Here is a 22,425-nt window from a genome sequence, read left to right as displayed (position 1 = left end):
TCCTGAAATAACAGCACTCACAGTTAAGAATATGATATCAAAGAGCTTGTGAACGACCTTACCTTGTTGGCGAGGGTCATCAATTGATTCAAAATATTCTAGAAAAAGAGGATCAGACATAAAAGTAGCAACCTAAAAAGACGTATAAGATCATACTTTTAAGTCAAGGTAAAGTTCGTGATCTTGCCCTGGCTAATTAGGTGGTTGTTAACTGAATAACTCCATTAGTTTTTTTGTAATTCTAATCTGCTCAACATTAATGTTTTTAATTAAACCTAAGTATGGTTTTAAATAAATCTCATTCTTTTCTATAACTACTTTTATATCGAGGGAGTAGTTAATGTTACTCTTAACTAGTTTGATTAATTTTGAAATTTCAATTTTCTTTACTGGAAGTAGTGATATTATTTTTTCTAAGTCATTAAGGTATTCAGTATTTTTTGCTTCTTTATTGGATAAATAAAGGCCCGCAATAGAATTAGGTTTATTGTTAAAGCTTAAGTCAAAATAAATATAATCTTTGTAATCCTCACTCGCATTTTTAATAACATCCAGTATGTGAAACAGGCCTTTAAGTTTTACGTGCTCATGGAGAAAATAGCAATCCATTCTACCGGATTTAAACTTAGGCTTAATATGTATTTTTAAGGTTGGTGAATTATTTCGATATAGCCTAGAAATATGTTGTACTTGCGCATTTCCTAAAATATTAATTAATGTGTCATCATTGATTGGTTGAGTGCCTTTGAATAGTATTTCGCATAGTTTTTTTACATTAAGAGCTGACTGCTTTTTAACACTTAAGTGAAGACCCGGATTATTTAGTTTACTAGCAACATCATCATATTCTAACCATAGACTTTGAGGTTGAAATTCATGAGATAAATTTTGAATTTCGTTAAGGGAATTTGGATCAATGTCTAATTCAGCCCACTCTGTGGAAAAGTGGTGACAGGTTGTCATATCAACTTTGTCTGAAACTGTGGGTCTGGTTTCTATATAAATACTAGAAATATTACTTTCCTGCTTAATTATATGTTTTTCAATAATAAGGCTAGTCGACTTACTAATGTTAAGTGAATTCAGACCATGAAGTGTATTTTCAGAAAATAATGACATAACAACCTACTTTAATTTACCAGCGCATTGATGCAGCTAACTCAGGACCTATAAACTGTTCGGCGAACTCCGCCCAGCCTTTTTCAACAGCGACAGTTCTACCGTCACTCCAAGCGTCTCCAATTTCCCTTAGCTTTACCTTTGCATCTTCAGTTAGTTCAAACTTAGCCATTAGAGCTTCAGAATTGTCTTTAAATTGCTCTGTTGCGTTATCAATATTATGAATCACAGCATATGCGAAATCGATATTATTATTGCTCATTATTTTTTTCCTTTTCAATATGTAGAGGTGTTATAAAGGTGAAGTCTGCATTAGCAGGCTTACCATTTTTGGTTTTAAATTTTGCGAATTTATGACAACCCATACATCCCGAATCAAAAAAATTGGCTGGTGTGACGTAGCTCGTTTTATTTTGACAAGACTGTATTTTGGGAAGTAGGAAAGGCTCTATTACTGAGTTCCTTGCATCCATTGGAGTTGTCTTTAAAAAGTCTGTATTAGGTGCAACTAGACTTGTGTACTGTGTTTCAACTAGTTTATAGTACTGAAAGACAGAGTTGTTGTTTTTTAATATGCTTTGTAACTGTTTATTTAAAGTTTGAATTCCCTCAGGGATTGGATGCAATCTGGTTATTTGTGCTGGTGTACTAGACTTTTTCGGCAATAAGTTGTTACAGCAATCTTTGCATGCAGGGTTATTAAAGAAAGGTTTATCTGAACTTCCTTGCTCTGGCTCATATAAATTATTTACATGCTCAAAGGTTACCCATCGCCAGCTTCTTTGTCGCTGTTCTTTAATTGCAACGTGCATAGCTACTAGGCCTAAATTAACGGTTGTTTTATGGCCTTTTAGATTTATTGATACGTTTTCCATTTTAAAAAACTGGTTTTGGTCATCTTCATCTGTTAATACTCTCCAGGCAAGTTTTGTTGTTACAACTGGAAGTATATTTTGTCTTTTACCAGGGTCTTTAGTAAACGTAATACCTATGTCAATATTTGTTGTACATTGGCCAAGAGGGAAAAACATAGGCAAGTTTGCTTCATAGCCCTCTCCAAGCTGCTTAAATAACAAACCATTTGCTCTGCTTTCATAAAAAACAGGATTGCCCATCTGATCTATAAGTTCCCCCCCACCTTTTATACCTTGAGAGGGAAGGAAAATATCTAAATTTAAAGTAGTTTGTAAGCAGTCACCTTCGCATTGCCATTTCCCAGTATCTAATGATTTACTATTTAACTCTAACGTCTCGTTGTCTATTAAATTAGCTGAAGTTTCCGTATCATGTAGCCAAGCTCCCCATTTTGGGATATAAGCACTATCACTTGTTAAAGAAGAAGGGAAAGATTGTTTTCTGGCTTTGACGTTATTATTTGCAGCAAGGAAAAGGTCCCATGCTGCAATATGCATCATTTTTTGTTCGAAGCTCCTAAGCTCATTGATCATTTCTCTTTGAAGTTGTTTATCAGTGATATTTTCAATAATTTTGTTATTTTCAGAGATGATCTCATAAATATTGTTCCCGTTATCAAAAGTGCATATGAACTGATTCGGAACCTCAGGAAACTTCGCTTCACTATTTGTTATTTCATAGTTTAAGAACCTTGAGTTTTTAGCTTGGATCTGCTCGTTAATTTCCAGCTTTAGAGTAGCTAAAGGATCAAATGCCCAACTTTTACCTATGGTAACTAAAAAAAGAAGGGGGACGACAAGTCTAAGCGCTTTCATTAATTAATTCCTTTATTCTTATAATTTCTTCTTGATATAGTTTTTCTTCACTGGATTTTAATAAGTTAAAAGCCTCGTTAATTAAATGTTTTGATTCGGTAAATTCCCCTGAATGGAAAAGAAGTTCTGATTTAAGTGCCTTCAACCAAATTGAATGGGACTTTAGACCTACCATACTAAGAAACTCAGTGCCCTCGTCAAAAATTGACGTCGGGCATGAAAGTTTTTCACACTTTAGTTGTGCTTCAGCCCAAGACTTGAAGCATTTTGAAAATGCTATCCAAAGGTGGTAACTATGCTGTTGAGATAATATGAGTGCCTGATTAGCATACTCGAAAGCTCTATTTGGCTGCTGTAAAAGTATATATAATTGAGATGCTCTTACTAAACTATGGGCAATAGTATGCGGGTGCTTGGTCTTTAAAGCTAACTCTAACGCATCTTCCAACCAAGTTAGAGCAATCTCATTTTGCCCAAGCTGTGCAGCGTTCAAGGCACCATATACTCCTATTGCAACTTCGAGGTCGTAAGCAATGAGCTCGTTGTAAAAGTTTTTGTAATTGGAGTCAATTTTTGAAAGGCTTTCTTTTAGTAAAGAGAAACCTTTATGAGGGTCTCCTTGCACTGTGAAAAACTGTCCTTGTTGAAATAAAACCGGAGCTGTTAAATATGAATTTTCATGCTTATCTGAAAGTTGTTTCAAGTTGAGGAGCGCTTCACTCGTCATAGTGTGTTGGCAAGTTACAATACCAAATACAGATGAAACAAAATACGCCGCTAGCTTTAACTCATCTTTCACTTGTGATAAATCTTGTGAGCCTATTGTTTTATAATAATGTTCGACAGATGGATCTGAGAAGCCTCTAGTAGCAGATAAACAGTTTGCTAAGCCTAAATAAGTTCTCGTTTTTAAACTTACATCATCAATATGGTTTTCTAAAAGTGTATTCTCAGCTTTTAAAAAAATACTTTTTGCTTCTGAATATGCACCTTTTTGGTTTTGTTCATTACCAACAAATATTAGGCAGTCAACACCTTCCTTAAATAGTTCTGCACCAATAAAGTATTGAGCTTGAATGTGTTTAGGTAGCTTTTGTTTAAAGTATGTGTTGTTTGGGCTTAAGATAGCGGTTGAAATAGAGTTATGGCTTACAGCTTTCTGCTGACTTGTCATAGTTTCAAACGCCGCATCCCGAACTAGAGCGTGCTTAAAGATATAACTGTCGCTACTGACTCGTCTTTGCTGAATAATTAAATCATTAGCTATCAGTTCGTTCAGGTCATTCTGAATTTGGTTTTCGCTCAGAGATGATGCTGCAACTAATAAGTCATATTCAAACTCTCGTCCGATTGTGGCGGCAAGCTGGGCGGTTTCTTTGGCATGAATGAGGCTATCTAGCTTTTGCTGGAGTGATTCACGTAAACTGCTGGGTACTTGATCTAGTTTGTCTGGGCTAACAAAGTTAATTTTACCTTCAACGAGGCCGACTAAGGCTTTTTGCTTTAACATGCCTACAAGTTCTTCGATAAATAGTGGAATACCATCGGTTCTACTGATGAGTATGTCGAGTACATTGCGTGAAACAGGCTGATCATCAAATAGCTTAATGATAAAGTCTTCAGTAGCTTGTGCCGTTAACTTATTTAAGTTCACTTCTATTAACGTGAGGTCTTTTAGCGATGTTGGCACTTGCTGTCGAGATGTGCTGATCAACACGCTCCCCGAGTCTAGTTGCCCTGCAAAGTGCTGAATAAACTCTATTGTCGTGGTATCAGCCCAATGGATATCTTCAATAATATATAGTTTACTTTCACTAATACTATAATGTTTGCTCAGTAGTAATGCTGTTAAACTACTAAATAGTAATGCTTTTTGTTGATCTGGAGCGAGTGTCGATGCCGGTATGTTTTCTGTTAGTTCTATGTTTAACCAAATTAGCAATATAGGCAGAGCTTGCTCTATTGCAATACTGTTGTCTTGTTGGGTTATTATATCGCTGAATAGGCTAACAGCGCTTGATGCATCAAGTTTTGTTGTACTGAATAAATACCTGACAAGTGTGAGTATGGGATAAAGTGCATTATTTTGGTGTTCAGGCAAACACTGCGCAACCAAGTGTTGGTATTGGCCTGCATGACTGCGTATTTCTTGTAGTAAACGAGATTTACCAATGCCTGCCTCACCGTGAATATGGGTTAAATGGCTTTGAGTATTTTCGCCATTTATAACAGACAGGGTTTTATCTAGCTCTTTTTCTCGGCCAATTAATTCGTGATTGTTGCGAGTACCACGCATAAAGCCAAACGCTTCAACTTGCCTTTCGCCTTTTAAACTATAGACCGTTGCTGGTGAACCTGGTTGTTGTAAATTTGGTAACTCAGTGGCTTCAAATTCACTGTAAGGCTCTAAAATAGCGCGAGAATCGCCACTACAGAGTATTTGTTTTGGTTTAGCGCAGCGTGCGAGCTCCATCGCTGTATTAGTAATATGCCCTTCAGGAATGGCATTGGCATAGGTGACGAATACACCCGTGTGTAAGCCTATATGTATATTAAAAGAAATGCCATGCACATCTTGCATTAATGCATCTCTTTTTGACATTTCACTCATGATCTCAAGGGCGGTACGGGCAGATAGGCGAGTATCATTGTCGCTGGCAACAGGAAAGCCAAAATAAAACAGCAGCATATCCCCCAGTGTGCCTACATGGTATGCGTTAAAGCGAGTCGCAATATCGATACATTGGTTTAACTGTGCTTTGTTCAGCGCATCAATGACGTCTAGATCTTTGGTGTTTGTGTTGACTTCAGCGATACTGATTTTTAACGCTAACACCGTAATTTGTTTGCGTTCTGTGAGTAGGGTGTGGTTAGCACTGCTGTTCTCTTGGGCATCTTTACGCAGAATAACTGTTTCGTCATCAAATCCGTGTTGTGCTTCGCCTTTGGTGAGAATACCGACTAGATTGGCTACATTAATGCTATTGAGTTCATTAAAACTCTCTTGCGATGTGATCACGCGCTCTATCGCATTTTTCTTAAGTATTCTTCTGAGTAGAGAGGCAAGTGGGTGGCCCAGCAGTGGAGCAGGCAAAGGTACATTCACATCACTCAATTGCTTATGGTAAATCGACGCAATGCTTGAACCAGTAATAGCGGGTAGACCCGTTAAACACTCTAAGTAAACGAGCCCCCAAACATATAAGTCGGTTTTTGTTGTGGCCGGTTCGCCACGTAATTGTTCAGGTGCGCTGTATGAAGGTGTGCCTAGTGTCTCTTGCGTGAGTGTCAACGTGTTAAAATCGGGTTGACGATGTTCAGATACTAATGTGCCAATACCAAAGTCGAGTATTTTGGCATAGGTTTTAGCGCCAGATTTTGCCAACATAATATTGGCTGGTTTTATGTCTCGGTGAATGATCCCTTTGCTATGTGCGTGAATTAAAGCATCTAACACTTGCAGCATTACATCGGTTGCGTCTACCGCATTAAGTGCACCTTCTTGCGTGAGGTGTTGGCGCAATGAAATACCATCAACGTATTCAAACACACCAAAAAGGAGGTGATCGTCTATCTGACCTTTATCTAGTAATCGTACAATATGCGGGTGTTGTAATTGGCTGCTAAGTTGTGTTTCACGTTTAAAACGTTCTATATAGCGCTGCTTTTTTTGTTCTTCTAGGTGAGGTTCTAGCGCTAAGAATTTTATTGCAACAAATTGATCTGTGTTTTTATGTTTGGCTTTAAATACTTTTCCAAATCCACCTTCACCAATTTTATGAATAAGTTCATAGTGGGCACTATCAAAGCGATCAGTAATGTACTGATCTGAAAATTGTGTGAGCGACATAAGCTTTTTGAATCCAATAGTATGTTTGTAACCATATCCTTTGTATAACGTCCTGGTTACGTTTATATTTTTATGATTTGTGTTAACACAGCGTTCGCGCTCTTCCTTGCGTTCGTTACACAAATTTACTTCTATAGATTAGCTTATCGGTCAGGGGGAAGGAATCTTTAATTGATGAATTATATATGATTTTTTAATTTATAATTTAATGAGAGCAATTCAAACAAAGGTGAACACAAGGTGTTCACCCTAAAGTACTGAGTTATTTTAATGTTACAATAATATTGTCTAGTCTTCTTTCTTGGGTGGCAAAAGTGCGGCTACTGCTAACATAGGCTGGGTCAATTTGACCGTGTCGCAACCGTTGCAACAATAATGAGCCATTACAGTTATGATCTGTATTTACTTGAACATCTTTGTATAATTCAATATTTGATAAATTTATGGTGAAATCACCATCGTCAGATACATTATCAAAGGTGGTTGTTGAGGACACTTTATCGCCGTCTTTTTTTGTACATTCTGTATGAAATTCAATACTGAACTGATCATTTGCGCCACTTTTAGTCCATTCAACTTCAATTGAGGCGTCTTTGTTGTAAAGTTGACCAGCTTGTGGCGCGAGAATTTGATACTGAGGGGGCAAGGTTATGGTGTTGGTTAAGACCTTATTCTCACTGACGCGGTTGAGTTGTACTAAGAACTCGCTGTCACCGACTGCAACATCAAAAATTGCACGGTAGTCTACATCAAATGCATCACTGTCATCTTCTTCCAATACTTTGACAGTTGAACCAACCGTTGCGCGAAGCTCATCGCCATTGGTTAACTTTAAGTTATTACCATTTCTCCCTGATACATTTAGCTCTGCAATAACTCGGCTATTTTGGCCGTTTGATGTTATATAAATATCAGACCAAATGGCTTCTGTTTTTACAGCCGCTGACTCGGTTGTCTCTGAGGAGCATGCAGTGAGTAGGCTTATAGCAAGGGTTAATGATGTATATTTGAGTAGGTGCATTTTCGTCCCTGTGATTAATTTATTTATGAGGTTTTTCTGATTTTATAGAGGTTATTCTACCTTTTGACGAGATGGTATTTAAAGGGTTTTTACAAAAAAGTACACTTTATAAGATTTATTCACAATTGAACATGGGGTAATTGTAAAGACATTATAAGGGAGCCTGTTCATTCGGCCCGATTTCTTATAATAAGTGCGGCCAGTATGGTTAGCCGCAGCAGCAATTAATAAAGTATAAGGTAACAGATAGAAGTGTTTAATCTGCTATCACAGTCATGATCAAATCATGTGGCTTGAGCGCTAATTGCAGTGTTTTTATTTCATGATTAATAATAGATAATGCTTGCTTAAGTTGTTGCCCAGTAAACGCTGTGGTGCAAAATACCTCAACTTTTAGTGTTTGTTTGAGTTTGTTCAATTGTCCGTGGTGCGTTAGGTATTCAAAAGCGTCATTGTGAAGTTTGAGTTCTTCACAGGCATTTGTTAGTTGCTTTATGAGCAATTGTTCCGTCTTCTTTTCAGTTTTAGTCATTATTTTTCTCTGCTGCGGCGTAAATCCAGCAAGTATTACCTGATTTTAAAGAAGCTGAAACTCTCGTATATGCATCAACCTCGTATGTATCAGCTTGAGACAGTTCCGTTGCTGAAATTAAGAAAACGGTACCGGTAACTTCGTCTTGTTCATTACCTGTATATTTCAAAATCGGGTGATGTGTTTTACCGCTACTGGCAATAACTTTGGCATCGGTGATTTCAATTTCACCTACCTGATAGCCCAGTAAAGTATCGCTTTGCCCTTCAAGTAACCGACCAAACGTGTCAAGTTGCACTTGCTTTTGCTGTAGAGTGCCGTATGAAAATAGTGCTTCCACAAATGTTTCCCTTATAGGTAAGTAAGTGCGCTTTACAATAGCAGAATATTGAAAAGCGCGGCAACTTAAATGTCTAAAGGCCTACCTAAATCTCGTCCATGATAATCGCACACACCATCTGGGAATGTTGCACGGAGTTGAGTGACCATCTCTTCCGTTATCTTTGTGGCACCATACATACCTCTATTCAGGGCGGCATCTATGCTCATTAAGTCGCATTTAAACATATCTCCAGCCCATGGCGCGCCAGATTCAATACGGCTGGTACTAAACATCGGAAAGCGTGATTGGCATGCACCGTCTGGTTGGTTGTTCCATTTGCCATTGAATGCATCTTGGCCTGTGGCAAAAATGTCGCCATTTTTGTCAAAGCATGTATCTTTTAGCTCATTGGGTTTGGCTTGTAATACGTCAGTTGGGGTGCCATCAGATAACGCTAATAGCCATTTATCCATCATTGCAAATGCTGCTTGAGTCGGATCATGATCTTTGTGAGCAACCCAAATCACGTGATTTTTGGTGTGCCCCTGTGACTTCTCAATACGTAGGCGACTATAAAAGGATGCAGACATATGATGCATATCTAACTCATTTTCTAAATAATGGCGCGCATCAATAATGGGCAGAGTGACTTTTCCGATAAAGACTTGTCCGGAGCGGTAAGCCGCCTCCATAGCTGTAATACTTCCTTGATGGCGTTGTGCAGGTATTACTGACGGTGTGGTGATGTTTTCGTTGCCCCATAATGATAGCCATAGTGGAATGTTAGTGCCGAATGGGGTAACAATTTGTTCTTGTTGCATGTCTTGTTGGGGCTTCCAACTCCCAATATTGTGGTTGATATCTATAAACTCAGAAAACGAGATTTCATTGTGGTTGAATGCGTTTAAGCCATATTGCACACCGACGTTATCCCATGTACTCAGCCCGAGTCCCGCAGCGTCTTTACCGAGAATATGCTGCATGTCTTGCCAATAACTCCATTGCGTTTTTTCAACAACGGGTTCAGAGAAAAATGCACGTAAAAACCCTTGTCTGGGGTTATTAATAAAGGCAGATAAACCAAAATAGCCGTTAATGCATTCGCTATTCCCTTCAGGCAGCGTTGGAACAAACCCCGCCATTAACTGATTGATGGGCTGCAAAAAACCAGCTCGTTGTGGGAAGTCATTAATGGCATTCATGCCTTCAATGAGGCGGCGTCGATCCCAATTTCTCCATACCTTTTTATCGTTAGCTCGAAACGTAAAGTAATTATTCAGTAAGTCACAATCTAATGCATAGGTGGTTTGTGTGATCATATCTGGGTAACTGTACAAAGGCAGTAACCCATCTAAAATTCCAGTGCTGTTTTGGGCAATAAGGTATTGCGCTAGCCCGCCGCCAGAGCCGCCAATACCAACAGTGTATAGTGGCTCCCCATAGAGGCTGGTAAATTGCTTTTTAACACGCCTTGCGGTGTCTTCAGCGAGCAACATATTGTAGGTATAGCTGGTTTTATTACCGCTTGAACTTATTACTGCATATCCATCAAGTAACTGTTGCGCTTGACGTTTCATTACTTTCCATGCGGTTTGGCGGCCTTGCCTATAACCAATGCCTGAGCCACCATTAAACTGATAAATGAGTCGCTTGTTCCACAAAGACGTTTTGCTACGGTGTTGTGCTTCATTAGGCGAAACTGGGACAACCATAGTGTAAATAAAGCGATTAATGGTCCCTCGTTCTACCCGAAATAAAGGGCCTTTGAAGGTGGCTATATCTTCATTGTCTGATAGTTTACGCGCAGAGAGTGAATCATCAATTGTATAATATTCTAGTCGTGTTTTGACGCCACAATCTTTGCTATAGCCGAGTAAAACGCCATGATTGTCATACACTGTCACACCTTCACCGTCTGTATTATCGACTTCAGGCAGTCCGAGTCCAGAGTCTATAGACATACAAAAGAAAGGGTACTGATTGGGGCCTGAATACAGATTGGTACTTGGTCCTACCTCACCCATTGGAATGGGGAACGAGTACGTTTCTGGCGGGCGCTGAGTGTGAGATATGTGCGGGTGAAAATTCAATATTGGGTTGCTTTTAGCTGTTGCAATGGCTTTCACTTGACGTGAGCTGTAAGCGTCGTTAGTACCAAAAAAAAGCCATCCTAATGCTATGATAAGAATAGTAAAAAAGCTTCCTGCCAACCATTTTATGTATGTTTTCATGCATCACCAAACTGGTTAACCGTCATACTATTAAGTGTAGGCGGTACACTCACGATGTGTTGTTATTACTTTGTAAAACACATATAAGCGTATGAGTGCATTAAAATTATAGGGTAGTGTTATTTGTTGTTTGAACAATTTGCGTATTTTGCTGTAACAAGTGCAACATAGTGAGACAAACTTTTTTCACTATGTGGTTCGAAATAAACGTCAAGTGTGTGTGCTGACTGTATTCGGTCGATTCTAAATTCTCGGTAATCTAATCTCAGTAGGCAAAATGCGACGAGTGTCCATTTACCACCCCAATATACCAAACCGAGCGGTTCGACCTGACGTTGTGTCGCAGTGTGATTAACATCGCAATAGCTAAGTTGAAGGCATTGGTTACTTTCAATTGCTTCACGACATTGTTTATTAAGTTGCTGCTGCTTTTCGTTATGGCTAAAACTAGAGACTAAGTAAGGGGAGCTATCTTGAGATTGCTTTAAATGATCTGGCAAAACAGCTTCTATTTTGGCCATGGCTGAGCGGGCATGTTCACTTAACGTTGGATCTGTCCATGCGCCAACCATTTTACTGCCGAGCAGCAAGGCGCTTAACTCCTCAACGTTAAACATCATGGGAGGCAACGCGTGATCGGCAATCAGGTAGCCAATGCCAGCTTCTCCCTCGATGGGCACTCCAGAGCATTGCAAATGCTGAATATCTCGATAGATAGTGCGTTCTGATACACAAAAATGAGCCGCCAATTGTTGCGCGGTCATAGCAAGACGCCTGCCTTTTAAAACGTTTACCAACTGAAAAAGTCGCTCAGATTTGTGCACAGTGATCCTCTATCAATTCACGAATTAATTATTACATTCGGTTTGGGCAATGACTCTGTTATGTGTTAGCTCTACAGTATCTTTATCTATGTATTTAATAAAGTTTTGACACTCTGGCGAGTCATAAAATGCTTGTTGGACACGTGTCGCATCATGGAGTGTCTCCCAGTAAATCACATCGAGATACAAGGTTGAATTTTGTTGCTTGGCGAGCGAACGATAAAGCAATCCTGATTGGGCGTTTAAAAATGTTTCGAACTGGGCATTCGCCGTCATAAAATCTTGTTCTGTGATGCCTTTCGCTAAAGAAAATGAGACTACTTCGATAATATTGTTTGGCATAATGTGTTTTCCTTCTGTGATTAATAAGTCGCATTAAGTAAAACACATTACATTGTCAGGGAGCGTCAGTAGACGTTAGGCGAGATAACCATAGGTTGCCAATGAACCTGAGATAATGCCAGCACAAGCAAATAGCCCGTATTCAATTTTAATTTGCATACGCTCTTCAGAACTAGGTGCTTTTTTTGTGATGGCCATAATAATGCAGGTGACGGCTAAGCAAAAACTGATAATAATGAAGTTAACGAAAATAGCATCGAGCAACATGATTTCCCTCAATTGATAAAGTATTGGAATTTAAGCAGACATAACTGTTTGGCGCAGGATTATACGTGTCTTTTTTACCAGAGGGTAGCTTTGTGTAAGGATTTGCAAAGGGTATGATTTAATTCATGGGTAAAGGCGGTAAGCATTTTTTGATAAACAAAAAAGATCCCGCCCGCAGTATTAAGCTTAAGATTAAATACAGGTATGATCACCGCCCTGAATCGACCAGAAGCAGACAACCTTACAAGACTCTACTTTAGTACGACAAAACACGGTTGGCTCAGGGAATCTTCCACCTGCTACCGCTGGAGTGTGCTTAGTTGCTAAATCTTGCTGTTGTGATAGAAGTTTTACGCTTTTTTTATTTAACTGTATTTTCATTATAATGGTCCTTTTAATTAAGTCCCTGCCATAGTTACACTTTGTTTATGGGTTGTAAATAGCTTGTGTGTTATGAAACCATTTTATAATACAGCGCCCTATGTGCGAGGTAACTTTGCCATATTTTATCAACTTGCTGTTGATATATAACGCGGTTATCTATGTGGGTAAGCCCGTTATTAATGAGCAATTCACTCAGTTGCATAGCGCAGGCCATTGCGTTGAACATCCCCTGAGATGACAATGGGTCAAAGCTGATAGCTGAATCCCCAATGGCAAACCAAGCGTTACCAGAGCAACTTTCTAGTTTGGAGGAGTTTGCAGCCAGCATGGGGTGTAAAGCTGCGCTTGAATGATCTAGCTGAGATATCAGTGCGCCTAACCCGGTTACATACTGAGCTCGTTGAAGCAACGCTTGAGGGGTATGTATTTGTGCTGCTTTTATGATGTGTGGCTCTGCATACCAAGAAAATATTCTCTTTTGTTGATATACGCCAGCGTTTGAATCATTTTGGTGGAGGGGCGCGCTATACCACCAACTGTCGTCAGTATGACTTATAACAGCGACATTTTTCGTAATATTCAGGTTTGCGGTAAAACCAATAGACATGAGTTTATCAAACTGATGCCTTGCTACCCCTTGCTGACGTGCAAATACACAATGCCTGCCTGATGCATCAATCACAATATCGCTCATTAGCTGGTGTGCTTTTGAGTCGTGTTGATAGGTTATCTTCCATCCTTGCGGTATTTTAGCGCTGTTAACCAGTTGTGCGGGCCAAATAGTGTGTATATTTGCCGTATAACAGGCTTCCCGAAGCTGCTTTTCAAAATAAGCCCTATCCAGATGCCAGCCAAACCCATCGGGGTTCTTTAAGTTATCGATTAAAGTGGGCTCGTCTGAGCCCCAATAAGATAGGGTCCCTTGACTGACTATATGCCGAGGATCACTCAGCAAATGCTGTAAATTTAATTGCTTCAGTATCCTAATTGTGGCGGGCGCGAGTGATTCTCCGACCTTATTTTTTGGTTCTGCGTCTTTGTCTATCAACGTGACAGAGTAATAAGGAGCCAGTGCAAGGGCTGCAATGCAGCCCCCAATACCAGAGCCAATTATGACAACTTGTGTCTTTGGTAATTGTGACTCAGTCATGTTTTTAGCTTTTATACTTAAAGCGATTGGCTTTGTCAGTTTGACTTAAATCAGGGCGAATACCCTTTTTCGCTTGTTGTTGCCCTGTTGATCTTAACACTGTTTTAGGGTCTTTTGAGGTGGGTGTTAAACCAACTTGCATAGTGGTTGGAAAGCAGGTGACGCCTTTTTCTGTTTTAGGTAAAACGACTGCCAGCTTATCAAAGTTATCAATCATGTCGTTGATCTGTGCTTTGTAGTCAGTCGTGGGGCCAATAGGGAGATCATCAAGCCAAAATTCACGCTCATTAAATGCAGCTTGTCGCTCATTGATGGGTAAGCTCTCGTCAATTACCTTATCGTAGTTTTCTTTATTTAACATGTTATTTGGTACGCGTGCAGGCCAAAATGTCGGTAAATATGGGTCTAGCGCTGTATTATAACCATCTCGGCAAGACGCGGTATCAGTTTGCCATGGAATCGCCATCCAGCGTGTGATACCACCTGCAATTTGTCCATTGTTTATCGGGCCATCAAAAGATAGTGCAGTATGAGGCGTTAAAACGGGGCCAAAATTGATATCGTGTGTTGGAGAAGTATCGTCAGCATGACGCAATCTAAATGCTTCACTATACATTCCAATATGCCGCATTGGCCAAGTCATTTCACACCCTGGGTGAAAAGCGTCAGCTAAACAAAAGTCCATTGCTGCTTTTGTTAGCATATCGGGTTGTTCAGCAATTGGCACACTCTCGATTGAGGTTGGCGTTTTTTGACTTGGATCGTAATCGGCAATAAATTCTCCAGACACCCATTGTGACAAGGCATTAAGTTGAATTCGAGTCAGCGTTAAAAATTGACGAGGAGAGCTGTTTGACTCTTTGCTCATTGCATCCCCATAAATCCATGGCCATTGTTGCGGTGATAAAGAGGTATTGGTGGGATCCCACGCTGTAACAGAGATTGGATTTTCACCTATGTCAAATTGGGTATCTAACTGCCGGAAGTTATTAAATAACGTGCGTTTTGATTCTTGCCATGTTGGAGAAGGGTCACTCAAACGCTTTAACCAAAGTTCTGACGTAAAATCAAACGGGCTTTGCCAACCAAACCCAGCGGCAAACCCAGCATTGACCCACTGTAAGTCAGTCATGCGCTGGAAGATAGGTAAAATATCGTGAGTAAAAGAAGGTTTACCCGGCACAGGTAACATGTTTGCGTCTATTGCAATATCATACATCAAGTCCCACATGGTTCTGACCGACTTTTGCATAGGCGCATAATCTGGTGGAGCACATACCACCCAGCTAGGCTTTACAGGTAAAACAGCACCATTAATAGTCACATCAGCCGTAATTGGGCCGTCTGAGGTGTCATCATACCACCCATCGTTATTACCAAATGTAACTGCCTGTTCTCCATGTATGTTTGCTGATTTACCATGGCCTCCCAGCATGACTAAGCGGCCCTCTGAGTCGGTTGTCATTTCACCTAGGTAAACCGAAACTTCATCAAATGCACCGATAAATTGATGCTGATCACCAGTTATATTACGTCCAGATAACGTGTTTTTTCCGCCATCAATGAGCAGTTTTTCACGGGTACTTCCCGCTATATTTTTGTTTCGTAATGTTGATGGGGTCGTATGTGCTGCTTCTGGAATGTCTAAGGCAATTTCGAAGTTATACCAAGAGGCTTTTTGGTTCGCAAGTTGTGCATGCCAGGTAATATCAGCATTGTCGGCGGTGAGTTCTTTCACAACTTCACCCGCAGCATTTAACCCATAAATGCGAAAACGTGCAGCTTGACGCTTTAGAGCACCAGTGCTATCTCGGTAAAAATTGGGTGTTTGTGGGAGTGGCTCGCTTACTTCTGGACCAATAAAGTATTCGGATTGACTGTTACCAACACGCATCACACCGATGGGGGGATATATCGCTGCTGATACAATGGTTGAATTACAAGAGGTGTTTTCCATACCTAAACTTCCTTTAATTTAGACCTAATTATTGACTTAGAGGTGCAACTATTGCTGCACTTCTATTGTGTAAAGGAGTCTAGTTTCTCTACCTGAGAATGGCAATTACAGCCTATTACGGCGCTTTTCTGTGGTGTTTTATGTAACTGCCAATGGTATTGACGGTGTCTAACCAATATCCATTCTTAGGATCTTTTAAATAAACAAATAGTTGTTCCAATACATCTTTATCAACGCTATATAAGCTGTTTTCCCCAACATCATGGCCAGCAAGAATGATCCAGCTATTATTGCCTTTAAGGAATTCGAGTACTGTTTTTATTTCCTCGAAGGTTTGCCCATCAAGACGAATGGCAGTCAGCTGAGAGAAAGACGTATAATTTGGGTTATTGGCGGTTTCATCATTCCATGTTCTGCCAAATTGAAATTGCTGTGCTATTAATGGCACATAGCTGCGGGTATCAACACCTCTGCCTACAAACGTATTGCCACACGGGTACGCAAAACTGGTGGGAGTGACACCTAGTTTATTTTCAAGGTAACTATTGGCTTTCTCTATGTCTTGTTTGATCCAATCAAGGGTGGCATTTTCTAATCCTAATCCCCTTACGCGAAGCCATTCAAAGTTACCAGTACACACATGGTTACTGGTATGGTTTGCTATTTCATGACCATATGACACAGCCTTTTTCCAACCCGTTAATTGCGACTCAACATTATTTGGTACGACGTAAAAAGTGCCTTTTACTTGGTGCTTTTCAAAGAGTGGCATGCCCACGGTAATTTGACTTTCTCGAGCATCGTCAAATGTGATACTAATGGCATTTTTAGCACCATTAGGATACTCAAAGCCTATGTATTTATTGCTTTTATTATTTTGCCACTGAGGAGGGGTTGTGTTTGAAGCTGTGGCTGTAAAGTTGGCTGAGAGTGCACTTGATAACAGACCAAGGCCAAGTAGTAGGTTCAATATTCGCATTATAAGTTCCGTTTGTGTTTGACTCAGTTATATATACCCACTGAACATAGTTGGTGCAATATAAATAACCTGAAGTTAAACTGAATTATAAAAAATTCAATACTTATTACATTGACTTATTTCGTGTTGAAATATATAAAATTTTGTTTTTAATAGTAATTTAATTTTAACCTTGTCTTTACTGCATTAAAGGACTTTGAAGTGATTGAACTAAAAAATGTCACGTTTCAGCGAACGGATGGCACAGATGAACGGACAATATTAGACAATATTACGCTGGTTATTGAGCGGGCAACGCAAGTGGCATTGTTAGGTGACAGTGGTTCGGGCAAGTCGACATTGCTAAACTTATTAGCTGGGCTGCTTAAGCCCAATAGTGGGGAGGTGATTGTTAATAACCAAACAGTTAGTGCGTTAACTATGCAGCAACTGGCTTATTATCGCCGCACAATTGGCATTATATTTCAACAGTATCAGTTATTAAGCCCGTTAACGGTAAAAGATAATATTACATTTCAAGCCCGTTTAAATAAAGTAGATTGTAGCGAACAAGACATACAGCAATTGTCACGGCGACTGGGTATTGCACATAAGCTTAATGCATTGCCGCAACAGCTATCAGGTGGGGAGCAACAACGCGTGGGTATTGCCCGTGCGATTTTGAACCGGCCTAAACTACTGTTAGCCGATGAGCCAACAGGCAATTTAGATGCACAACGTGCGCAAGAAGTATTGGAATTACTCATGGCGTTATGCCATGAACGCGATATTAACTTAGTGTTAGTGACACACAGCGCAAGGCTAGCGAGCCAGCTATCAAGGCAGTTAGTGCTAAAAGATGGCAAATTGTATGACTGAATTTAAATTAATTCTACAGACATACTGGTGGTTTTACCGACGTCACATTGGATTATTACTCTTATTTTTTGTGGGGTTCAGTTTAGGGAGTGCTTTGTTAACTGCGATTCAAGGGCTCAATCTTGAAGCATCTAAACGTTATCAATCAACCACTGCAATGATCAATAACCCCGTCACGCACTTTATTCGCCCAGCACTTGGCGAGCATGATCTGCCTTTTTCATTATGGACACAATTACGACAACAGGGGGTGACAGCTGCTCAACCTGTGGTTGAGGGATGGGCTAAAACTCAAACGGGTGCAAGCGTGAACATTCGCGGGGTTAACTTATTTCAGTGGTTGGGCGCTGCTAATAACGACAGTAGCCAGTCAGTAGAGCGAAGCCATACTAACGCAGCAACCCTAACGTTTGTTAATGCTATATATATGGATCCTAGTGTGATGAAGCGCTTGAATTTATCTGCTGAACATCCGACGTTATCATTTAGCGACAGTATACAAAATATTCCTGTTGTTGCGATGAAAGGGCTCGGTGGTAGTGCGCTCATGGATATCTATTTAGCTGATCAACTACTAAATAAAAACGGCCAGATAAGCTACTTTGAAGTGACAGAGCAAAGTACTGAGCAGCAAACAATAATAACGACTTTGCTAAAAAATGGTGAACGTTTGGAGCCAGTGCAAGAACAAGCCTTTGATGGGCTCTCTCGTGCATTTTTCTTGAATTTAAAAGCGTTGGCCTTACTCGGTTACGTGGTAGGCGCATTTTTAAGCTTTAATGCAATTAAATTGGCGTATACCTCGCGCCAGACATTACAAAATCAGTTATTTGTATTGGGCTGCAGTGAGCAAATGCTGACCAAAACATTGTTGACTGAGCTTACCGTGTTGAGTTTTGTGGCGGCGATATTTGGTGCGTTACTTGGCACGAGTTTGGCTAATTTTTTGGTTTTAGATGTGTCGTATACATTACAGAGTTTATATCAATTAGATCGTACCTTAATTGTACAGTTTGATTGGTCTCTTGTGCTGCTTGGCTTTGTTTTAAATCTGCTGGTGCTGTTATGTTTTGTGTTTATTCAGACTCGTAACTCTCTGTTTAATAGTCCTCTATTAAAAATAGGTTCTGTGCTACTGGTTATGATGGCCAGTGGTTATTTGTATTTATTTGCGGTCACAGAGGTAGAGGCATTGCTATTATGCATGGGCGTATTGTTACTCTTTTTTGGTATTACGCCGTGGTTTATCAGGCGGGTGTTTTTAATAAAGTGGCCAACTAAGAATGCGGTTTTACTCTGGCTAAAGGCTGACAGTAGCACTCAATTGTCAGCACTTACTTCGTCTGTATTAGCCATGTTAATGGCTATGGGGGCGGCTGTAGGCATGCAAATAATGGTGGGTAGCTTTAGTGACGCGTTAGATAAACATTTAACGCAGCGGCTCAGTGCCGACCTTTATGTAAGACCTGCTGGCGACTTTGAACAGCTCAAAAAGGAGCTAGTAAATCATCAGAGCGTTGCGCAAGTTGGGGTGTATTGGCATGCCCCCGTTGAAGTACGCACTCTGATGCAAAATGAGAGGGGGACTACACCCAGTGATAATAAAAAAGCGGCTGCTAAATTGATCAGCTTTGGTGAGGCGAGCCAGTATCACCAACATTTAAATCTGTTAGGTGATGAGTCCGTAGCCCCTTATCACTTTGTAATAAATGACACTGAACGGGGTTGCCTAATTAATGAACCCGGACTGCGTAAATATGCGCTTTCGACTGGAGATAGGGTGCTTATCGAGCAAGGTGATACATATATTCGCTGTGTTATTACTGGTGTTTTTTACGATTATGGCGAACAAGCATTAACGCTTGTCACAACAACTCATGAAATAGCCAAGAGCGGGATACAGTTTGAACGGTATGGTTTATCGCTTTGGTTAAATGAGGGGGCTAACACCAGCACGCTACGCGATGAGTTAATGACGCACTACGGATTAGACAGTGCTCAAGTGGTTGCGAATAAACAGTTTAAAGCGTTTGCTAAAACATTGTTTAAAAGTACCTTTTACATCACGAATGCACTGAACTCATTCATAATATTAATTGCGCTCTTTGGCATGTGGGTGAGCTTTTTAACATTAGGGCGACAACAGCTTGAACCTATTACTGTATTACAGCGGTTAGGGGTTTCAAATAAAAGCTTACTCTTAGCGAAGCTGTTACAAACTGGGGTAATTATTGGCGCAACATTAGCACTTGCGATCCCCCTAGGGTTATCACTTGGCTGGGTGTTACTAAAGTATGTTATGCCGATCGCATTTGGCTGGAGCATGGCATTAACCGTTAATTGGGTTGAAATCGGACTTTTTTCAGTGGTTATTTTTATTTTTGCGTTGATCAGCTGTGCGGTGCCTTTAAGCAAGGTATTACTGCGCGGTACACCTAACGAGCATGTCGCATTGTAAAGGAGTGGTAATGGTAAAGCATTTATTGGGATTGGGTTTGCTACTGAGTGTTTTAGCTGGTTGCCAGCCAGCGCAAGACAAATCAGCAATTACACGGCAAGCCCCACCTAACCTTGGCGTTGACGTGGTTCCGAATACACCCTTGGTATTTCCGCGAGATCATGGCGCACATTTAGATCAGAGTATTGAGTGGTGGTATGTCACAGCTAACTTAGAGGCTGAAGATGGCAGCCAGTTTGGCGTACAGTGGACGCTGTTTCGTACATCGATGGCTGAGCCGCCAAAGAGCCAGTCACCTTGGTGGGATGGCCAATTGTATTTTGCACACTTTGCGGTACAAAATAATGATGCGCACCATGCGTTTGAAAAGTTTGGCCGTGCAGGGCAAGTAGAGATTGCGGCAGCCCCTTTTGTGGCCAGAATTGATGATTGGCAGCTGAAAGGGAGTAACGAAGATATTTTACCAATGCAGTTAATCGCGCGTGAGGGGCAATATGCGGCCAACCTAACCTTAGATAACAGTGTATTAGTGCGACATGGCATTGAGGGTTATAGCCAAAAAACAGCACAAGGGCATGCATCTTATTACTATAGCTATCCTTTTTTGGATGCAAGTGGAACGCTCGACTTTGCCGGTAAGCGTTATCAAGTCTCTGGTAAGGCTTGGTTAGACCGAGAGTGGTCATCTGCGTTAATAGATCCAAGCCAGTCTGGCTGGGATTGGTTTAGCCTGCAAGCTGACGATCCGACAAAAGGAGGCTTAATGGTGTTTTGTATAAAAAACGCAGAGCAAAAATACGACCATTGTAGTGGCTCTCGAATTCAGTCAAATGGCATGGTAGAAAAAATCAATCATACCGACATGTCGTTACAGCGCACAAAGTACGTAGAGTTGGCTGGTAAACAATACCCAGTAAAATGGGCGCTTGATATTGCGGGCCTTGAGACAATTCATATTCACAGTGTTAATAAAGATGCCAGAAATGCACTGAGTATCCCGTACTGGGAAGGGCGAGTTGTTAGCGCTGGTGGCTACACTGCAAAAGGCTATGTCGAGTTGGTTGGGTATTAAAATTAAAGGGGGCGTGAGCAGGCCATGTAACTTTCCCTTAAATGTTTATTTTTATCGCAGTGCTTGGCGAATGATTTTGGCCAGAGATTGAAGAACTCTGTTTTATGATTGGGTCATTCCTGATTAATATTTCCGAAGATAACAAGTGTTTGTATTTAATTCTTTTTTATATTATTTTGATGGCATTAAACGGGACGCAGGCCGGGTTTTAGCGATAGAAAATAAGGCCAGCGTCCTTCTAAAAAGCTGTTAGGCACTTTAGATGAATCGAGTAAAACTAATAAATAATTTATTCTCCACTGCTGACGCTGAAGATGTTGCGTACTCTTCTGATGGCTATGAGTTAGTCCTAAGTTTTACCGATTGGCAAGAAAATCGATATACGTTGAAGTTCGAAGAAGTTGAATATCTGAAAATTACAGAGGATATCGATTTTGAAAAATTTCGATACGATTGCCCACAAGAAGTTCTAGATTCTTCGTTGGTCGAAGAGCTAAAACTAAATAAAGAATGCTTTCATCACTATATGCTGTGTTTCAATGCGTGGTCCAATATTGAAATCGTATCTAGGGTCTTAGTTATTCAATCAATGGAACTGGCAAAAAATGCCTAACAAGTTTATCAACCATCGCCACTGCGTGGCTGGACATTCAAAGCGCTGCTTCTTTTGTGCATTTGCTACGCAAATTATTGCACAAAACAATCATCATTTTGCCTGCCGGTTATAAAGGCGTTGGTATGACTCCCACTGTCAAGTTAAACACACTGATCCCTGCTTAACTATAATCCATAATCTCTCAATTCGAATTAGAGCGAGTTAATACATAAGATGAAGCAAGTAATTTCGTCGGTTTTCATGCTGATATTCGTTGGTTACTCACTTTCGTGAGCAGAGCAGACCTTACTTAGTTCGACGTGGCACCTGTCTTCAGTCTATGTTCGTGGTTCAATACTGTGTTTGCAGTATTGCCATCCTAACGCCGTCGGTGGTTGTGCCACATCCGATGCTTGACCCAATGCATTAACTCTAATTCGTTCATATTAAGCGGGTACCCGTGCTAAACGTAATCTTGGATTAACGGGTATCAATACTACTTCTTTTGCAATTGCCCAGATATACGCAATCATTTCTCTGGTAATAGCAGTGACAACAAGGTTGTAATGCTTGCCTTTATTTATAAGCTTTTTATAACGTTTGCAGAGTCTTAATTGTGCTTTCCATGCGATATCAACAATTTGCTTTGGCAAGCCTTCTTGTCGTTTTTGTAGTTCAGTCGATATGTTGGCTGCATGGCGATAACTATGAGCGCCTTCGACTAATAACCGTCT

20 protein-coding genes and 1 pseudogene are annotated in these 22,425 nt (G+C 40.4%); 4 read left to right on the top strand and 17 right to left on the bottom strand.

The annotated features are described in order from the left end of the window. From BGP78_RS12760 to BGP78_RS12685, 16 genes are all read right to left on the bottom strand, one after another. The coding region (locus tag BGP78_RS12760; protein WP_147386052.1) for a transposase family protein at nt 1-120 on the bottom strand (120 nt) is incomplete at its 3' end. Nucleotides 121-207: 87 nt separating this feature from the next. After that, entirely contained in the window at nt 208-1,119 is a 912-nt protein-coding gene (locus BGP78_RS12755) for a hypothetical protein (RefSeq protein ID WP_119861727.1), read from the bottom strand. Between the two features lie 16 nt (nt 1,120-1,135). Further along, nucleotides 1,136-1,381: a hypothetical protein gene (locus tag BGP78_RS12750; protein WP_119861726.1), complete on the bottom strand. Its 246-nt coding sequence runs from the start codon at nt 1,379-1,381 to the stop codon at nt 1,136-1,138. Then, a complete protein-coding gene (locus BGP78_RS12745) occupies nt 1,371-2,849 on the bottom strand; it encodes a hypothetical protein (RefSeq protein WP_119861725.1) in 1,479 nt (492 codons plus the stop codon). The genes BGP78_RS12750 and BGP78_RS12745 overlap by 11 nt, the downstream gene beginning before the upstream one ends. Next, entirely contained in the window at nt 2,836-6,699 is a 3,864-nt protein-coding gene (locus tag BGP78_RS12740; RefSeq protein WP_119861724.1) for a TOMM system kinase/cyclase fusion protein, read from the bottom strand. The genes BGP78_RS12745 and BGP78_RS12740 overlap by 14 nt, the downstream gene beginning before the upstream one ends. 262 nt (nt 6,700-6,961) lie before the next feature. After that, nucleotides 6,962-7,720 carry a hypothetical protein gene (locus BGP78_RS12735; RefSeq protein ID WP_119861723.1) on the bottom strand — a complete coding sequence of 253 codons (759 nt, stop codon included), beginning with the start codon at nt 7,718-7,720 and terminating at the stop codon, nt 6,962-6,964. Nucleotides 7,721-7,976: 256 nt separating this feature from the next. Continuing rightward, nucleotides 7,977-8,252 carry a hypothetical protein gene (locus tag BGP78_RS12730; RefSeq protein ID WP_119861722.1) on the bottom strand — a complete coding sequence of 92 codons (276 nt, stop codon included), beginning with the start codon at nt 8,250-8,252 and terminating at the stop codon, nt 7,977-7,979. Continuing rightward, complete coding sequence (locus tag BGP78_RS12725) at nt 8,245-8,592, bottom strand: gamma-glutamylcyclotransferase family protein (RefSeq protein WP_119861721.1); 348 nt, start codon at nt 8,590-8,592, stop codon at nt 8,245-8,247. Before BGP78_RS12725 ends, BGP78_RS12730 begins: the two co-directional genes overlap by 8 nt. Nucleotides 8,593-8,657: 65 nt before the next feature. Next, nucleotides 8,658-10,805, bottom strand: a complete 2,148-nt coding sequence (locus BGP78_RS12720) for a DUF6351 family protein (RefSeq protein WP_119861720.1) — start codon at nt 10,803-10,805, stop codon at nt 8,658-8,660. A 119-nt stretch (nt 10,806-10,924) separates the two neighbouring features. Beyond that, on the bottom strand, nt 10,925-11,629 hold the full coding sequence (locus BGP78_RS12715) for a YafY family protein (RefSeq protein WP_119861719.1): 705 nt from the start codon (nt 11,627-11,629) through the stop codon (nt 10,925-10,927). A gap of 24 nt (nt 11,630-11,653) precedes the next feature. Continuing rightward, the gene (locus BGP78_RS12710) at nt 11,654-11,971 is read right to left on the bottom strand and encodes a hypothetical protein (RefSeq protein WP_119861718.1); all 318 of its coding nucleotides are present in this window, start codon (nt 11,969-11,971) and stop codon (nt 11,654-11,656) included. 75 nt (nt 11,972-12,046) lie between these two features. Further along, the gene (locus BGP78_RS22670; RefSeq protein WP_010361987.1) at nt 12,047-12,238 is read right to left on the bottom strand and encodes a hypothetical protein; all 192 of its coding nucleotides are present in this window, start codon (nt 12,236-12,238) and stop codon (nt 12,047-12,049) included. Between the two features lie 192 nt (nt 12,239-12,430). Beyond that, nucleotides 12,431-12,619, bottom strand: a complete 189-nt coding sequence (locus tag BGP78_RS12700; protein ID WP_119861717.1) for a hypothetical protein — start codon at nt 12,617-12,619, stop codon at nt 12,431-12,433. Between the two features lie 70 nt (nt 12,620-12,689). Beyond that, nucleotides 12,690-13,772 carry an NAD(P)/FAD-dependent oxidoreductase gene (locus tag BGP78_RS12695; protein ID WP_119861716.1) on the bottom strand — a complete coding sequence of 361 codons (1,083 nt, stop codon included), beginning with the start codon at nt 13,770-13,772 and terminating at the stop codon, nt 12,690-12,692. Between the two features lie 4 nt (nt 13,773-13,776). Continuing rightward, nucleotides 13,777-15,729, bottom strand: a complete 1,953-nt coding sequence (locus BGP78_RS12690; protein ID WP_119861715.1) for a LodA/GoxA family CTQ-dependent oxidase — start codon at nt 15,727-15,729, stop codon at nt 13,777-13,779. A 115-nt stretch (nt 15,730-15,844) separates the two neighbouring features. Next, on the bottom strand, nt 15,845-16,708 hold the full coding sequence (locus tag BGP78_RS12685) for a polysaccharide deacetylase family protein (RefSeq protein WP_119861714.1): 864 nt from the start codon (nt 16,706-16,708) through the stop codon (nt 15,845-15,847). A 201-nt stretch (nt 16,709-16,909) separates the two neighbouring features. Here BGP78_RS12685 and BGP78_RS12680 point away from each other — a divergent pair, with 201 nt between their 5' ends. The 4 genes from BGP78_RS12680 (at nt 16,910) to BGP78_RS12665 (ending at nt 21,709) form a co-directional block, all read left to right on the top strand. Then, the gene (locus tag BGP78_RS12680; protein WP_119861713.1) at nt 16,910-17,566 is read left to right on the top strand and encodes an ABC transporter ATP-binding protein; all 657 of its coding nucleotides are present in this window, start codon (nt 16,910-16,912) and stop codon (nt 17,564-17,566) included. Further along, a complete protein-coding gene (locus tag BGP78_RS12675) occupies nt 17,559-20,024 on the top strand; it encodes an ABC transporter permease (RefSeq protein WP_119861712.1) in 2,466 nt (821 codons plus the stop codon). The genes BGP78_RS12680 and BGP78_RS12675 overlap by 8 nt, the downstream gene beginning before the upstream one ends. A gap of 10 nt (nt 20,025-20,034) precedes the next feature. Then, entirely contained in the window at nt 20,035-21,096 is a 1,062-nt protein-coding gene (locus BGP78_RS12670) for a lipocalin-like domain-containing protein (RefSeq protein WP_119861711.1), read from the top strand. Between the two features lie 262 nt (nt 21,097-21,358). Then, nucleotides 21,359-21,709 (top strand): hypothetical protein, encoded by a 351-nt coding sequence (locus BGP78_RS12665; RefSeq protein WP_119861710.1) that lies wholly within the window; start codon nt 21,359-21,361, stop codon nt 21,707-21,709. A gap of 428 nt (nt 21,710-22,137) precedes the next feature. Here BGP78_RS12665 and BGP78_RS12660 read toward each other — a convergent pair. After that, a pseudogene (locus BGP78_RS12660) lies at nt 22,138-22,425 on the bottom strand (IS110 family transposase); the annotation flags it as partial.

Origin of the sequence: Pseudoalteromonas sp. MSK9-3, assembly GCF_003590335.1 — a bacterium.
Taxonomy (GTDB): domain Bacteria; phylum Pseudomonadota; class Gammaproteobacteria; order Enterobacterales; family Alteromonadaceae; genus Pseudoalteromonas.
The sequence above is the reverse complement of the archived record's forward strand: the minus strand, read 5'-3'. Positions and strand labels throughout refer to the sequence as shown.

Excerpts from the sequence above, each read along its gene's own strand:
- BGP78_RS12690 (WP_119861715.1), bottom strand. The coding sequence starts at position 15,729 with ATGGAAAACACCTCTTGTAATTCAACCATTGTATCAGCAGCGATATAT.
- BGP78_RS22670 (WP_010361987.1), bottom strand. The coding sequence starts at position 12,238 with ATGTTGCTCGATGCTATTTTCGTTAACTTCATTATTATCAGTTTTTGC.
- BGP78_RS12730 (WP_119861722.1), bottom strand. The coding sequence starts at position 8,252 with ATGACTAAAACTGAAAAGAAGACGGAACAATTGCTCATAAAGCAACTA.
- BGP78_RS12740 (WP_119861724.1), bottom strand. The coding sequence starts at position 6,699 with ATGTCGCTCACACAATTTTCAGATCAGTACATTACTGATCGCTTTGAT.
- BGP78_RS12735 (WP_119861723.1), bottom strand. The coding sequence starts at position 7,720 with ATGCACCTACTCAAATATACATCATTAACCCTTGCTATAAGCCTACTC.
- BGP78_RS12685 (WP_119861714.1), bottom strand. The coding sequence starts at position 16,708 with ATGCGAATATTGAACCTACTACTTGGCCTTGGTCTGTTATCAAGTGCA.
- BGP78_RS12710 (WP_119861718.1), bottom strand. The coding sequence starts at position 11,971 with ATGCCAAACAATATTATCGAAGTAGTCTCATTTTCTTTAGCGAAAGGC.
- BGP78_RS12720 (WP_119861720.1), bottom strand. The coding sequence starts at position 10,805 with ATGAAAACATACATAAAATGGTTGGCAGGAAGCTTTTTTACTATTCTT.
- BGP78_RS12695 (WP_119861716.1), bottom strand. The coding sequence starts at position 13,772 with ATGACTGAGTCACAATTACCAAAGACACAAGTTGTCATAATTGGCTCT.
- BGP78_RS12745 (WP_119861725.1), bottom strand. The coding sequence starts at position 2,849 with ATGAAAGCGCTTAGACTTGTCGTCCCCCTTCTTTTTTTAGTTACCATA.
- BGP78_RS12750 (WP_119861726.1), bottom strand. The coding sequence starts at position 1,381 with ATGAGCAATAATAATATCGATTTCGCATATGCTGTGATTCATAATATT.
- BGP78_RS12670 (WP_119861711.1), top strand. The coding sequence starts at position 20,035 with ATGGTAAAGCATTTATTGGGATTGGGTTTGCTACTGAGTGTTTTAGCT.
- BGP78_RS12665 (WP_119861710.1), top strand. The coding sequence starts at position 21,359 with ATGAATCGAGTAAAACTAATAAATAATTTATTCTCCACTGCTGACGCT.
- BGP78_RS12675 (WP_119861712.1), top strand. The coding sequence starts at position 17,559 with ATGACTGAATTTAAATTAATTCTACAGACATACTGGTGGTTTTACCGA.
- BGP78_RS12700 (WP_119861717.1), bottom strand. The coding sequence starts at position 12,619 with ATGAAAATACAGTTAAATAAAAAAAGCGTAAAACTTCTATCACAACAG.
- BGP78_RS12755 (WP_119861727.1), bottom strand. The coding sequence starts at position 1,119 with ATGTCATTATTTTCTGAAAATACACTTCATGGTCTGAATTCACTTAAC.